The 12999-nt window shown below is 53.0% G+C and carries 15 protein-coding genes and 1 pseudogene; 7 read left to right on the top strand and 9 right to left on the bottom strand.

The window, feature by feature from the left end; translation table 11 throughout:
* The first annotated feature begins 111 nt into the window (after nt 1-111).
* The gene (locus H6F67_RS20460; RefSeq protein ID WP_199304545.1) at nt 112-1923 is read left to right on the top strand and encodes a penicillin-binding protein 1A; all 1812 of its coding nucleotides are present in this window, start codon (nt 112-114) and stop codon (nt 1921-1923) included.
* An 81-nt stretch (nt 1924-2004) separates the two neighbouring features.
* Here H6F67_RS20460 and H6F67_RS20455 read toward each other — a convergent pair whose 3' ends face one another.
* From H6F67_RS20455 to H6F67_RS20445, 3 genes and pseudogenes are all read right to left on the bottom strand, one after another.
* Nucleotides 2005-2328, bottom strand: a complete 324-nt coding sequence (locus tag H6F67_RS20455; protein WP_190768487.1) for a DUF1825 family protein — start codon at nt 2326-2328, stop codon at nt 2005-2007.
* A 146-nt stretch (nt 2329-2474) separates the two neighbouring features.
* A pseudogene (fosX, locus tag H6F67_RS28540) lies at nt 2475-2876 on the bottom strand (FosX/FosE/FosI family fosfomycin resistance hydrolase).
* A gap of 23 nt (nt 2877-2899) precedes the next feature.
* Nucleotides 2900-3811, bottom strand: coding sequence for a J domain-containing protein (locus H6F67_RS20445; protein WP_190768486.1), 912 nt, complete (start codon nt 3809-3811; stop codon nt 2900-2902).
* A 588-nt stretch (nt 3812-4399) separates the two neighbouring features.
* Between H6F67_RS20445 and H6F67_RS20440 the strand changes: the two genes are divergently transcribed.
* On the top strand, nt 4400-4792 hold the full coding sequence (locus H6F67_RS20440; protein WP_396798588.1) for an NINE protein: 393 nt from the start codon (nt 4400-4402) through the stop codon (nt 4790-4792).
* The gene (locus H6F67_RS20435; protein ID WP_242020734.1) at nt 4746-5324 is read left to right on the top strand and encodes a ComEA family DNA-binding protein; all 579 of its coding nucleotides are present in this window, start codon (nt 4746-4748) and stop codon (nt 5322-5324) included. Before H6F67_RS20440 ends, H6F67_RS20435 begins: the two co-directional genes overlap by 47 nt.
* Nucleotides 5325-5342: 18 nt before the next feature.
* On the opposite strand, the gene H6F67_RS20430 is transcribed toward H6F67_RS20435, so the two are convergent.
* The 3 genes from H6F67_RS20430 to H6F67_RS20420 form a co-directional block, all read right to left on the bottom strand.
* On the bottom strand, nt 5343-6593 hold the full coding sequence (locus tag H6F67_RS20430) for a VWA domain-containing protein (protein ID WP_190768485.1): 1251 nt from the start codon (nt 6591-6593) through the stop codon (nt 5343-5345).
* Nucleotides 6594-6721: 128 nt separating this feature from the next.
* Entirely contained in the window at nt 6722-7057 is a 336-nt protein-coding gene (locus H6F67_RS20425; RefSeq protein ID WP_190768484.1) for a type II toxin-antitoxin system PemK/MazF family toxin, read from the bottom strand.
* The gene (locus H6F67_RS20420) at nt 7054-7275 is read right to left on the bottom strand and encodes a hypothetical protein (RefSeq protein WP_190768483.1); all 222 of its coding nucleotides are present in this window, start codon (nt 7273-7275) and stop codon (nt 7054-7056) included. Before H6F67_RS20420 ends, H6F67_RS20425 begins: the two co-directional genes overlap by 4 nt.
* Nucleotides 7276-7412: 137 nt before the next feature.
* Between H6F67_RS20420 and H6F67_RS20415 the strand changes: the two genes are divergently transcribed.
* The 4 genes from H6F67_RS20415 to H6F67_RS20400 all read left to right on the top strand — a co-directional run bounded on the left by H6F67_RS20415 (nt 7413) and on the right by H6F67_RS20400 (nt 10044).
* Entirely contained in the window at nt 7413-8099 is a 687-nt protein-coding gene (locus H6F67_RS20415; RefSeq protein WP_190768482.1) for an ATP-dependent Clp protease proteolytic subunit, read from the top strand.
* Nucleotides 8100-8112: 13 nt separating this feature from the next.
* The gene (locus tag H6F67_RS20410) at nt 8113-8778 is read left to right on the top strand and encodes an ATP-dependent Clp protease proteolytic subunit (protein ID WP_190768481.1); all 666 of its coding nucleotides are present in this window, start codon (nt 8113-8115) and stop codon (nt 8776-8778) included.
* Between the two features lie 4 nt (nt 8779-8782).
* Nucleotides 8783-9379 carry an ATP-dependent Clp protease proteolytic subunit gene (locus H6F67_RS20405; protein ID WP_190768480.1) on the top strand — a complete coding sequence of 199 codons (597 nt, stop codon included), beginning with the start codon at nt 8783-8785 and terminating at the stop codon, nt 9377-9379.
* A 62-nt stretch (nt 9380-9441) separates the two neighbouring features.
* Nucleotides 9442-10044 (top strand): J domain-containing protein, encoded by a 603-nt coding sequence (locus H6F67_RS20400; protein WP_190768479.1) that lies wholly within the window; start codon nt 9442-9444, stop codon nt 10042-10044.
* A 140-nt stretch (nt 10045-10184) separates the two neighbouring features.
* Here H6F67_RS20400 and H6F67_RS20395 read toward each other — a convergent pair whose 3' ends face one another.
* The 3 genes from H6F67_RS20395 to H6F67_RS20385 all read right to left on the bottom strand — a co-directional run bounded on the left by H6F67_RS20395 (nt 10185) and on the right by H6F67_RS20385 (nt 12925).
* Nucleotides 10185-11381 (bottom strand): Coenzyme F420 hydrogenase/dehydrogenase, beta subunit C-terminal domain, encoded by a 1197-nt coding sequence (locus tag H6F67_RS20395; RefSeq protein ID WP_190768478.1) that lies wholly within the window; start codon nt 11379-11381, stop codon nt 10185-10187.
* Between the two features lie 116 nt (nt 11382-11497).
* Nucleotides 11498-11698, bottom strand: a complete 201-nt coding sequence (locus tag H6F67_RS28535; protein ID WP_396798601.1) for an SH3 domain-containing protein — start codon at nt 11696-11698, stop codon at nt 11498-11500.
* Nucleotides 11699-12157: 459 nt separating this feature from the next.
* A complete protein-coding gene (locus tag H6F67_RS20385) occupies nt 12158-12925 on the bottom strand; it encodes a TIGR01548 family HAD-type hydrolase (RefSeq protein WP_190768476.1) in 768 nt (255 codons plus the stop codon).
* Nucleotides 12926-12999 lie beyond the last annotated feature (74 nt).

The raw sequence follows: 12999 nt of genomic DNA, 5'->3' as shown, positions 1-12999 counted from the left end.
AAAAAGCGCCCCTCCGAACCGCCCGCCTCTAACAAGGCACAGCCGCCTGCCGCCCTGCAATTTGTGCAGACGGTCGGCAAAGTCACGGCGGGAACAATGCTCGGAATCACAATGCTTGCCAGTTCCGTTGTTGCGGGAGGACTGGTCGGACTAGCCGTGAGCTTCCGAAATTTGCCGGATGTCCGGGTGTTGCGTAACTACGTTCCTGCCGAAACGACGTACATCTACGACATCAAAGGACAGTTGCTCGACAGCCTGCACGACGAAGCCAACCGGGAAATTATTCCGCTCGATGAAATTTCGCCGGAACTCAAGCGAGCAGTGCTGGCGATCGAAGACAGCAGCTTCTATCAGCATCGCGGCATCGACCCGACGGGCATCGCTCGCGCCTCGATCGCCAACTTTGAAGAAGGACGCACGGTCGAAGGCGGTTCAACCATCACCATGCAGCTTGTCAAAAATTTGTTTTTGACGCCAGAGCGTGCCCTCAGCCGCAAAGTCGCCGAGGCGGTGCTTGCCTTGCGGCTAGAGCAAATTTTCGAGAAAAATCAGATTCTCGAAATGTACCTCAATCAGGTGTATTGGGGTCACAACAACTACGGCATCCAAACCGCTGCCCAAAGCTATTTCAACAAGTCGGCCTCGCAGCTTAATTTGGCCGAATCTGCAATGCTGGCCGGACTCATTCAAGCGCCCGAAGTATTCAGTCCGTTCTTGGACTATCCGCTTGCCAAGCAGCGGCAGGCGATCGTGCTGCACCGAATGCGCGAACTCAACTGGATCACTGCCCAGGAAGAACAAGCCGCCCGCCGTCAACCGTTGCGCCTCGGCCAGATCACCTCGTTCCGCGCTAGCCGCTTGCCCTACGTCACCGAAGCTGTGACGCAAGAACTGATTCAGCAGTTTGGCCGCGATGCCGTTTTGCAAGGCGGAATGCGCGTGCAGACGACGATCGACATGAACTTTCAGCGCATGGCTGAACAGTCCGTGCAGTCGAGCTATCGATCGCTCCGCAGACGCGGCGTTCGAGCTGACCAGATTGCGCTGGTGGCGATCGATCCGCGCACCCACTTTGTCAAAGCAATGGTCGGCGGCGTAGACTACAACCGCAGCCAGTACAACCGCGCCATTCAAGCACAGCGGCAACCCGGATCGGCGTTCAAGCCATTTGTCTACTACGCGGCGTTTGCCTCTGGTCGATTTGGTCCCGATTCGATCATCAACGATTCTCCGGTCAGCTATCGCGACGGCTACGATCGCTATGCGCCGCGCAACTACGACGGCAGCTTTATGGGACCCATCACGATTCGCAAAGCGCTGGAAGTATCGCGCAACATTCCAGCGATTCGGATTGGGCAGTCGGTTGGCCTGGAAAATGTGATCGAAGTTTTGCGATCGATCGGCGTGACCAGTCCAATGCAGCCGGTGATCTCGCTGCCGCTCGGCTCAGTTGATATGTCGCCAATGGAAATGGCAGGCGCGTATGCCGCCTTTGCCAGTGGCGGCTGGTACTCCAAAACGACCTTCATCGTGCAGGTTACGGACAGCCAGGGCGAAATGCTGCTCGACAACACGCCGCGCCCGCAGCTTGTGCTCGATCCTTGGGCAGTGGCCGCGCTGAACAGCGTCATGCAGGGCGTGATCACGAATGGAACCGGAACCGCGGCCCAAATTGGCCGTCCCGCCGCAGGCAAAACAGGCACAACGTCTTCACAGCGCGACATTTGGTTTGTTGGCTATGTGCCCCAGCTTGCCACTGCCGTTTGGGTCGGCAATGACGACAACCGCCCGCTTCCCGGCGGCTCAACAGGCGGCGTTTACGTCGCTCCGATCTGGCGGAGCTTTATGCAAAAAGCGTTGCAGGGCGTGCCCGCTGAAAGCTTTAAGCCAATGTCGGCTTTTACGCCACCTAGCCGTCGGTAGGAGTCGGCGCTGCTGAATTGCTCTTTCTCTGTCGATCGATCGCAACTCGGTTTTCTTCCAAACCTCCAATCCCTAGCCGCTCTAGGGCTGGCGCTCTAGTTCAGTCTTCATCCGCTCTAGCGTCAGGTGCATCTGGTCAAACATCTGCTGCGGCGTAACGCCAAACTGGTTAAGCTGCGTTTTAAGCTGCTCGACGGTCATTTGCGCCATGAAGTCTTCAGAAAGCTCAAAGCGCTTCATAAACACGCGATAGCGCTCCATCATTGCTTCCATCTGCTCGATGAAGATCTTCTTGCCTTCGCGATCGAATTTGCCGTAGTCGCCGCCAAGCTGCATCAACGACTGATAATCATGAAAAAGCTGCTTGGCTTCTTCCTGAACAATTTCAGAATCAAAGAATCCCATTGCTGCTGGCCTCGTTGCGATCGAAACTGCCTGTCTGCCGTTCGATCGGCGCAGGCATTTAATAGTTTCACTATACTTTAAGCCTTTAGCCGTTGCGGTTGAAAGGTCGGAAATCTCTACTTCTTGAGGTTGGGAAGCAACGCTGCTTAGCTTGGTTGGTGTGCGGCTAAGCGTTGCTCAAGTGTCCCCGTGTGTGATTCAAATAAATGATTGTCATAGTCGTAGAGATAGAGCGATCGCCCTTCTCCTGCAATTCGGTTACGACCTTGGTGAATTTCAATGTTGATCGAGTTTAATCAATTAACGTACTGCTCAAAGTCTGGCTCAGAAAGTTTAAAGGCAATATGGTTATAAGTTTTCTCAAACAGCGATTCACCTTCCATGATTGCTATCCAAATATTGTGAATCAGAAAAAACTTCTCCCTTGCGATTAAAAATATTTGATCGACACTGCAATAAACTTCTTGGGCATCAAAGATCGCCGTCAAAAAGTTTGCTATGCGATCGAGGTCGTGCACGATAAAAGTAATGTGGCTTAATTCCTCGATTTGCACAAACTCTTGAATTTGCACTACCGTTTCTTAGCAAATAAGCCGCCAAATAAACCGCCTTTTTCGTCTTTTGGCATGGCTCCGTTCATCATTGAATCAAGCTGAATATTAAGCTGCTTCGCGTGTTGTAGCGCAAGTTCGTTGCGGGGGTTGAGCTTGAGGGCTTGCTGGAAATAGGTCTTTGCCATACCGGGAAGATTTTGCATCAGGTAGGCTTTGCCCAGCAGCGCATGGTAATCGCTTTTCTTGGGATCGATCCGAATCGCATCGCGCAGTTCTTGCACGGCCTTTGCCCACTCTGTGTGCTTCATGTATTCCTGTGCTCGCTGATAGTGTCGCTGGTCGTAATTGACCACGACTCGATCCGGATCGGGCGCAACAGGCGTGAATTCGAGCGGCCTGGCAGCGGTGGCAGGAATGATGCCTGTACGCTTTTCGCGAATCATCGGTTCACCCATCTTCAGCCGCAGGTAAACCAAATTGAGTTCTTCAATTTGCGGAGCGATCGACACAAACTGATCGAGCGGCTGATACTGCGCTTCGGCCAGGTCGGTCACAGCCTGCTCATAAAACGTGTCGATCGAAGCAGTCGGTACGCTGAGCAGCCGCCGAGCACGATCGCTTTTGGGGACAAGCACTTCTTCTTTGGTCATGCGGCGGACGCGAAATCGCAGCGTCGCCAACATTTCCGATCGCCCCTTTTCCTGCTTGAGCTTTTGATAGGCCGGATTGACCAGCCGCGCAAAAAGCTGAGTGGCAAAATCGCGAGTTTCGCTGTCTGCTCCGGCCAAGCTGTCAGGATGTAGCAGTTTTGCGACGCTGCGATAGCGCTTGAGAGCGCGGCGATCGTCTGCGGTCACAGCCAGCCCCAGCACCGCATAGGGGTCAGAAAATTGCTTTAGCCAGTCTGCGGAGAAGGGAATCTGTGACATTAGTAGCCGATTTTTTATCGCAAAAATTCTATCAATTTATTTTTTGCAAGGCTGTACAGTAGGACACTGCCTGTGTGCTGCACCCAACAGGTTAAAAACCGATCCTACAAACTTGAAACGATCGCATTTTGAATAAAGAGAAGCAGCAATCGATCCCTGGCAGTGGGGCTAGAAAACCAGATAAATCGCGCTTTGCTTCCAGTAGTGACACTTCCAATAGTGACAATGCAGCGGCTACATCGCCAACCGATCGAGAATTGATTGAGAACCCATCTTCTCTTCTACTGTATTCTTTTGACATCCGGATGACCCTGTAGACAGAAATTTGTGTTCAACGTTCGATAGCTGCATCCCAAGCTGCCCCACAGTTTGCTGCACTGACGGTTTTGCGTCATTCTTAGTATGTTGCTTCTGAGTCCCTTCGTCCAGAGTCAAGTTACCGATTTTTGAGATTCTGCTTTGATTACAAACTTGTTCTAGCAGCGTACAGCGCGAGGTTCTTTCCGCATTGCTGCTGCGATCGCGCCTGTCTGCCACCACTCAGTCCGCCGCCGCTATGATAAAAACAATTTCGATCGCTTGTTTGCCATGTCTAATTTGCTGAGCCAGCCCAAAGATCGCCGCATCGCCACGCTGCTTGCTTGGTCAGGAGCCGTCACGCCGTTTTCGGGGCTGCACAAGTTCTATTTAGGCCAGCCTGTTTGGGGCGTGGTCTATCTGCTGCTGTCTTGGACAATGATTCCCAAGTTTGCCAGCGCGATCGAGGGCATTTGGTATCTGCTGCAAAATCAAGCCGAATTCGACAGCAACTTCAACGGCGCACTGCCACCTGCTCCGCCCCCTTCCCCCCCGATCGATGCAGGCCAAGTTGAAGCCGTTGCTGCTGCCCTGCGTCAGTTGGATCAGCTTCGGAAAGAAGGCTTGATGTCGGAATATGAATTTGAGCAAAAGCGTCGTCAACTGCTCGATCGAATTGCGTGAGGAAGACATGCCGTTTTCTCGCTGGTTTGCTTCCAGTCCAACTCCGCTCTGGCAGCGCATCAAACACGACCCGTACTATCGCCTGCAATCGATTTCAGAAGTGCAGTTGGCGATCGAACTGGGCATCCGCATCGACGTGAATCGAGCCACGATGGATGATTGGCTCAGGCTTCCGGGAATTTCGATTCATCAGGCGCGATCGATCGCCGCCCTCACGCAGTCGGGCGTTCAGCTTTTGTGTCTGGAAGATGTCGCTGCCGTTTTGAATGTGCCTGCATCGCGGCTGGAGTCGATCGCTCCAATTTTGCAGTTTTGCTATTACGACCGGGCGATCGCGCCGCAACCGATGAACGCAAATACGGCAGCGATCGAAGCGCTCGTTAAAATTCCGGCTGTAGATTTGTATTTGGCGCGGGCGATCGTGGCAGGCAGGCGATTGGGCAAGTACGGCAATTTAGCGGATTTACAGCAGCGCTTGAATCTGCCACCGCAACTGACAGCGGAGCTGCTGCACTACTTGCGGTTTGAATAGGGCTGCGGTTTGAATCAGTTACGGCTGCGGATCTTGCAGGATGGTTTTGGAAACGATGCGCGTTTTTTTGCGATCGCTCTCCGACAGTTCCTCGCCCGATTGCAGCCTTGTGGCGTTGGCTTGCAAAACGGTGGCCGCGCTTTGATCACCCATTTGCAGCGCGGTTTTGGCGGCAGATTGCAGCATTGTGGCAGCTCCGGCACGATCGCCCTGCTGAAGTTTCGCCTCGGCAATTTGCGTTTGCCGATATTTCGCCAGCGCGAGAACGTGCTGCTGCACTTGTGGATTGGCGGCAGGCTGATAGATGCGCGTTACATTTGCCAAAACTGAAACTGGGTCAGACAGGATGCCTGTTTGATTTTGTGCCGGATCGTCATAGCGGACTTGAAGCTGGGCGATCGCTTGCTGACCTTCGGGCAACTGTCCCACGTAGAGATTCGCTAGCACGACGCGAGGCGCATCCACCATCAGATCGCCTAACCGCACGGCAACCTGATTATTTTCCTGAATCAGCGGCAGTTCGATCGTGTCAGGAACAACTTGGGCGATCGGCTTGAGTTCGGCTAATCGCACTCCGGGCGACAAGCTAAACAGCAGATGGGCATTTGTTAGCGCCACCGACTGAATGCGGCTAAACAGGCGGCTAAATTCGCTGACGGCTTCTTCGGGCTGCTGAATGTACGAGAGCGTTCCACCGCCCGCATCCGCGATTTTCTCAAGAATGTCTTGGTTCCAGTTGTTGCCAAATCCCAAGGTGTTCAGCGTCAGATTGTACCCAGCGGCAAGCTGAGCGAACTTGAGGCAGCGATCGTTATCTCCATGTTCGTTCTCGCCATCCGTCAGCAAAAACGCCTGCGAAATCGTGTCTTTCTTCGCCTTCGCCAGTTCTTCAATGCCGAGTCGCATTCCCTCGTCGATCGCGGTTCCGCCGCTGGCCTTCAAGCGATTTATCTCGACTTTGATGCTGGCTGGATTTTCAATCACCTGATTGTGTACGAGCACTTTCGCCTGATGGTCAAAAACAACGACCGAAAGGCGATCGCCCGGAGACAAACTGTCTACAATGCGCGAAGCGGCCTGCTTGACCGTGTCGAGCGCTCGTCCGTGCATCGAGCCGCTGTGGTCGAGAATCAGGCACAGATTCAAAGGAGCCGATCGCCCCATCGATTCCGCCAGCGCCGAGATTGAGATGGCTAGCTGTCGCTGACTGTTTGGCTGTGATGCATCCAGATTGACATCGTTGAGCGCGGCTTGCAGACCTACTCGCATATCAAGGCTCCTAGACAACAGAGAGATCGAATAGCTTCATCGCTGGGGCGATCGATTCCGAAAAAAATTCGCTTGCTTCTAGAATCGCGTGTCGATCGGATTTCGTCTACTCATCTTTGTGGTGCGAATTAATCGAATACGGCAAGCGCGACCTTCACGGCTCCACGTACTCCCTGCCAATCTTGATCGGATAAATGACCAATTGAAATGAGATTGGTCGATCGCGGCAGCGTCACAATAAAGCTGCGAAACACAGAAGCGACACGCAAACCTGCCGCCGACCAATCAAGTAGCTCATAATCAGTTGCTCCCAGCGCAGTGGTTGAACTGGTAATCAGTCCAATCACCACATCAGGGCGAGTTGCGTGATAGGTTGCAAATGAAAGAACAACAGCAGGACGACGCTTAACGCCAGTGACACCTGGAAAATCAACCGTAATCAAATCACCTGCATTCAGCGTCACTCAACATTCTCCTCATCAGAAAAAATCGTATCTGCATGTTGCAAAGAGAAGTTTGTCAAATCTGTTTGATCTTGCTTACTCCATCGATCGCTTTGTTCAACAAGCGCCACATTATTCTCAACCAAGCTATTCAAAATTAACGTTGCTAAACGAAGCCGTTCAGCCAGCGTTAGTGTTTGAATAATTTCGTTGTACACCTCTTGAGCAGTACTTGGCATATCGACTTCTTCTGTGAATGAATCGGAGTAACAAGCTTCGGTTATCCGTAACGGCGATCGCTCTTCGTCAGGCTCGATCGATCTGTGACTCACGTTACTATGATAGAAATTGCTTCTTTACTCGGCACTGTGACGATATGGGTTCTATTAAAGCTGTGCAATCGCAATATTTTGGAGATGCAGCGTACCGGACGCCTCCGCCTGACCTGCCCTCATTGCTGTTAAAGGAGCGGATTATTTACCTCGGTGCGCCGCTGGTGTCTTCTGATGACCTGAAGCGGCAAATGGGGCTAGATGTTACCAAGCTGATCATCGCGCAACTGCTCTACCTTCAGTTTGACGACCCCGAAAAGCCGATTTTCTTTTACATCAACTCGACCGGAACTTCTTGGTACACGGGCGATGCGATCGGCTATGAAACCGAAGCGTTCGCCATCTGCGACACGATGAGCTACATCAAGCCGCCCGTCCACACGATCTGCATTGGTCAGGCGATGGGCACAGCCGCGATGATTCTCGCATCGGGCACGAAAGGCTTCCGGGCGAGCCTGCCCCACGCCACGATCGTCCTCAACCAGTCGCGCACCGGGATGGGTCAAGCGCAAGCGACCGACGTGCAAATTCGGGCGAAAGAAGTGCTGGCAAACAAAGCCGCCATCCTTGACATCCTCTCGCGCACAACCGGACAAGCTGCGGAGAAAATCGCGCAGGATACCGATCGCACCTTCTACATGACGCCCCAACAGGCGAAAGAATACGGACTGATCGATCGCGTCCTCGAAAGCACCAAAGATCTGCCCGTCCCCGTTCCCGCCCTCACCTAACCTCATAAAGCTCATGTCTGTTGACGGTACTTTGCGCGTCCCCTACAACCTGCCGGGAACTCAATACTGGCAGTGGGTGAACATCTACACTCGCCTGAGTCAAGAGCGCATCATCTTCTTGAATCAGCCGCTGACCGATGGCGTGGCGAATTCGATCGTTTCGGCCATGCTGTACCTGGAATCCGACGATTCGACCAAGCCGATTTTGCTGTACATCAACTCGATCGGCGATCCGGTTTTGTCTGGAATGGCCTCGGTTGTCGCCGGATCAGTTTCGATTCTGGCGGGCTTGGCAATCTATGACACCATGACCCACATCAAATCGCCCGTCCACACGATCTGCCTCGGTCAAGCGGTCGGAATGTCGGCGATGCTGCTTTCGGCTGGAAAGAAAGGTCAGCGGTTGAGTTTGCCTCATGCTTCGATCGTCCTTGACCATCCGAAAATGGGCAGTCAGGGACAGGCGACAGACATCCAGGTGATGTCGCAAGAAGTGCTAGCCAAGAAAAACCTCGTCCTGGAAATCCTCTCAGAAACGACCGGACAGCCGATCGAAAAAATCCGCCAAGACACCGAGCGCACCTTGTACATGACGCCCGATCAGGCGCAAGAGTATGGGCTGGTCGATCGCGTCTTGACCAATACGAAACTGCCCGAACCGTCCCTTACCCTCCCCTAAACTCATGCCGATTGGAGAACCGAGCGTTCCTTACCGCCTCCCAGGTGGCACATACGAACAGTGGATTCGCATCTACGAACGGCTGTTTCGCGAACGGATCATCTTTTTGTTTGAAGAGGTAGACGATGCGATCGCCAATGCGATCGTCGCCTATATGCTCTACCTCGACTCCGAAGATCCCAGCAAGCCGATCTACCTCTACATCAACTCTCCTGGCGGCTCGATTACGGCAGGCATGGCGATCTACGACACGATGCAGCACATCAAGTCGGAAGTCGTGACGATCTGCGTCGGGCTAGCTGCCTCGATGGGTGCATTCCTCCTTGGTGCAGGCAGCAAAGGCAAACGCCTCGCCCTGCCCCACGCTCGAATTATGATTCACCAGCCCCTCGGCGGCACTCGCGGACAAGCCAGCGACATCGACATCGAAGCGCGGGAAATTCTGCGCGTCCGTCATGAACTCAATAAGCTGATGGCGCAACATAGCGGTCAAACGGTTGAGCGAATTGAGAAAGATACCGATCGCGACAACTTCATGTCCGCCGAAGAAGCCAAAGCTTATGGTCTGATCGATCAGGTGATCGAAAGTCCGCTTGGCTAGGCTAGATGCCAAACTCATCTTCTTAATGGCAGAATTTCAATAATTCTGCCTTTTTTTCGTCAATGAACCTTGCTGACTGCTATCGCCTGTTGGGACTTCGCACCGGAGCATCGTATGAGGAAATCAAAACTTCCTATCGACGCTTGGCGCGGCAATATCACCCCGACGTGAATCCCGGTCAGCAGGCCGAAGAAAAATTCATCCAAATCACCGAAGCCTACAAATATCTTTTAGACGTCGTGCAGCCCCTTGAAGGCACAACGACCGAGAAGAAATCTTCGCGTCCGTCCACACCTCCGCCACCGCCTGCCAAGGTGCGCGTCACGCGCAAGCCGCCACCTGTCGAGATTAATCGCGATCTATCGCAGACCGATCGCCAACTCAAGCAAAACTCCTACGAACAGCTACAGGAATTTCTCAAGACGCAGCGGTTTCCCAGAGCGATCGCCCTGGTCGAAGGTCTCGCCCAGCGGATGCCGAACGACCAAGAAGTCCGGCAGTGGCAGGCAATCACCTACCAGCGCTTCGGCCACCACCTCGCCATCACCAATCAGGCGGAAAAAGCCAGAGTGTATCTGAAGAAAGCCCTGCGAACCGATCCGCACAACAAAGCCTTGTGGTACGAAGTCGAGCGCGATTTTCGCCGAATTGAGGAAATTCTTTAGCAAGGAAATTGATTTCCTCGCTCAAAGCTGAAGTCCGTTCAAACAGACTAAATTCACGCCGATTAACCCGTTTCAACAGGTTTGAGCTTTGAGCCGGAAATTGATTTCACGGCTCACGGCGACTGCCGCAACTCTTTCAGCTAGGCATCCGGCAACTTATATTGATCCACGATGCGCTTAGCGTAATCCGGCACATGAGCATCGAGTTTTTCAGGGTAGTTCCGCTTGACAAATAGATAGTTGCGTGTGAAGTGCGAATCAATCGAAAATCTCGCATACTCCAAGCCTTTTGGCCCAATTTTCTCGATCACCACGCCCATCAGCTTCGCCGCCCACATTGGCAGTGTCACCCCCTTATCGTAAGCGGGAATGCTCTGCTGAACGGCGTTGCGGCGATCGCCCTGCGACATCACAGGCTGCGTCTCGATCTGGTCTTGGACGAGATCGAGCATTTCCTGACCGCGATCGTTTCGCACCACGATCCACTGCCAGCCGAACGGCGCACCCATATAGCCAACCACGAGATCCGCCAGCGAATTTACGTAGTCAAAGCAACTCATGCAGGACGGCGCGAACACGTCCTTAAGCTGATTGGTTTTGAGGCCGAAGAAGGGAACAGTCTCGGTTGAGCCGTCTTCGTGGCGGAAGTGGACGCGGAAATCCTGCATGAATTCGTAATGCACGACCGTATCGGGCGATCGACTCGTTGTTTCCAGAAATTTCTGCAATCCGGCGCGAGTAACATTATCGACGCAGGGCGTTCCCAGAACGTACAGCTTTTCGAGGCCGAGCTTTTGTTCGACAGCGCGGAGCGCTTGGATCTGACAGCCGACACCGATCGCCAGCAACCGCTTCATTCCCGACTGTTCGACCTGCTCCAGAATCGACAAATTCGGTGAAAGTGTTGGCTTGTTCACTCGTGCGGCCAGGATTTCTTCGCGGTTACGGGCGATCACAGGCTGCGGCTGAAAGCGATCGTCTGTGGTGTTTTGAACGCAGACCACACCTTCAACCATGCCGCTTTCCAACATTTCAATGGCGATCGAACTCACAATTCCTGTCCACTGCGCGCCTGCGATCGGCTCGGTTTTGCGAGCAGCCATCATCTGCTGACTGACACCAAAGTACCAGTCGTCTTGATTTTCGAGATTGCGGCTGCGTCCGTGCGTTTGCTCTTCCAGTGGCGCAATCTGCTGATTCAAAAAAGCACAGGCGTCTTTGACATAGTGAATGTAGTGCGTGTCGCACAAGCCGCACTCGCTGCACAGCGCTTTGGCCGGACGCGGACTATTCGGTTTGAGCGCTTTGGCGCGTTGATGTGGCTGAACAGAAGTCATGTTAAATCGCGATGCAAACGAAAACCTTTTATCTAGCATAAGGTCTAGCGCCTGCGGACGGATTTACGCAATTGTCAAGATTTTTAAGAACTGGCAATCACCATACAGGCTGAAGGCTAGTTCCACCATCCTCGCGCATAGCGGAGATCAATAAAATCTGCGCGAACCCATCCAATGTGTCCGGACACAGGAAATCTGACTTGAATCCACGTCTCACAGTTTCTGCTAAATGCTTGACCGATAACTTGAATCCTGTCCCCGACTAATCCATACGCAGTTGCTGCATACTCGGTTCCCGGACCAGTTCTGACGTTCACCCGATTGCCGAAAGCGTCACCAGCAATATTGCCTGGCTCAGCCTCAACCGGAAAAACTCGACCCACTGGAATGTACTCATCAAAAACTTCACAGGTTGCTACTGGTTGACCATTGGACGGTGAACTGACTGATAGCACTACGACGGCGGAGAGAAAAAACCTTCTGAGCACTGCCTAAATTCCTTGGTTAGCATTGCTGAATTTCAATCTGAGCTTAGCTTTTCAGCGAGCAAGGCACCCTACTGAAACTTCTCCCACAACACAGTCTTCTTACTAGTCCGTAGCTCGTTTGCTAGCACTTCACAATTCATCTCTCAGTGACTGTCGCATCTCTCGATCAACAAACTCTCAGGCACTTTTGGTAATTCGGGTTCTTGAAGTTCCCTAAAATTTAATCTTCTCGTTGAGCCACTTTAGCCATCACGCTCCACTTCACCAAAAGCGCGTAAAAACCAATCTTTAAGCGTTGATCAATGCTTCAACTTGAAGCGGGCTTAGCTGCTCAATGTTTTCCAGCACGATCGCTGCCCCCGCCTCAGTCAGCGTCTTCGCATAAGCCGTTGCGTAATCGGCTGAATTTTGGGCGTGAGGGGGCAGAATGCCAACGCCGATCCAAAGGCGATCGGGCTGAAGCGCTTTGGCATTCAAAACGGTCTGCATGTCTGCCACCGTATCACCTGCGTAAAGGACGGGTGCAAGTGAATCAAAGCGCTTCACCACGTCAAATAGTCCGGTCGGGTCAGGTTTGCCTGGAGCATCTTCCATCGCCACCAGCAGGGGAGAGTGCAATCCTAATCGCTTTTCCAGCACGTAGTTTGCCGATCCGCGTGTTGCGCCGCTGAAAAATCCCCAGCCGATCGCCGCTTCGGTCAAACTGTCGAGATAGCTCGATCGCACCAGCAGCGGTTCATCACGAATGTAGCCATTCCAGTTCACCGGATCAGTGCCACGATAGCGACTTTGGAAGAAGGCAACGATCTCGTCGTAGCTGACGGTTTGCTGCGATCGATCGCGCCCTAGTGCTTCGTAATACCGATACACCAGTTCTTGAGACGCTTCCCAGTCGTTATTCCAAATTCCTTCGCTCTTGAGAACATCGATATCCGCTACTGTCGGACGATATGCGCCTCCGGTGAACTGCTCGACGGTGTCGGCTAAGGCGCGACGGTACGATCCGCCGACATCGCGAATGACACCATCAATATCGAAAATGACGATCGATCGCACAGCAAAAATTCCTAATCTTTTGGGTTTGGCAACTAGCGGAAGCCATGCACTAATATAGAGGGTTGTAGATTACT

It is taken from the genome of Microcoleus sp. FACHB-1515, from assembly GCF_014696105.1.
Lineage (GTDB): Bacteria > Cyanobacteriota > Cyanobacteriia > Elainellales > Elainellaceae > JAAUTJ01.
Note: the sequence above shows the minus strand (reverse complement) of the source record. Positions and strands in the feature narration are given on the sequence as shown.

What these genes read in the sequence shown, in the direction of transcription:
- H6F67_RS20460 (WP_199304545.1), top strand. Translation starts at nt 112, where the DNA reads ATGCTTGCCAGTTCCGTTGTTGCGGGAGGACTGGTCGGACTAGCCGTG.
- H6F67_RS20455 (WP_190768487.1), bottom strand. Translation starts at nt 2,328, where the DNA reads ATGGGATTCTTTGATTCTGAAATTGTTCAGGAAGAAGCCAAGCAGCTT.
- H6F67_RS20445 (WP_190768486.1), bottom strand. Translation starts at nt 3,811, where the DNA reads ATGTCACAGATTCCCTTCTCCGCAGACTGGCTAAAGCAATTTTCTGAC.
- H6F67_RS20440 (WP_396798588.1), top strand. Translation starts at nt 4,400, where the DNA reads ATGTCTAATTTGCTGAGCCAGCCCAAAGATCGCCGCATCGCCACGCTG.
- H6F67_RS20435 (WP_242020734.1), top strand. Translation starts at nt 4,746, where the DNA reads ATGAATTTGAGCAAAAGCGTCGTCAACTGCTCGATCGAATTGCGTGAG.
- H6F67_RS20430 (WP_190768485.1), bottom strand. Translation starts at nt 6,593, where the DNA reads ATGCGAGTAGGTCTGCAAGCCGCGCTCAACGATGTCAATCTGGATGCA.
- H6F67_RS20420 (WP_190768483.1), bottom strand. Translation starts at nt 7,275, where the DNA reads ATGCCAAGTACTGCTCAAGAGGTGTACAACGAAATTATTCAAACACTA.
- H6F67_RS20415 (WP_190768482.1), top strand. Translation starts at nt 7,413, where the DNA reads ATGGGTTCTATTAAAGCTGTGCAATCGCAATATTTTGGAGATGCAGCG.
- H6F67_RS20410 (WP_190768481.1), top strand. Translation starts at nt 8,113, where the DNA reads ATGTCTGTTGACGGTACTTTGCGCGTCCCCTACAACCTGCCGGGAACT.
- H6F67_RS20405 (WP_190768480.1), top strand. Translation starts at nt 8,783, where the DNA reads ATGCCGATTGGAGAACCGAGCGTTCCTTACCGCCTCCCAGGTGGCACA.
- H6F67_RS20400 (WP_190768479.1), top strand. Translation starts at nt 9,442, where the DNA reads ATGAACCTTGCTGACTGCTATCGCCTGTTGGGACTTCGCACCGGAGCA.
- H6F67_RS20395 (WP_190768478.1), bottom strand. Translation starts at nt 11,381, where the DNA reads ATGACTTCTGTTCAGCCACATCAACGCGCCAAAGCGCTCAAACCGAAT.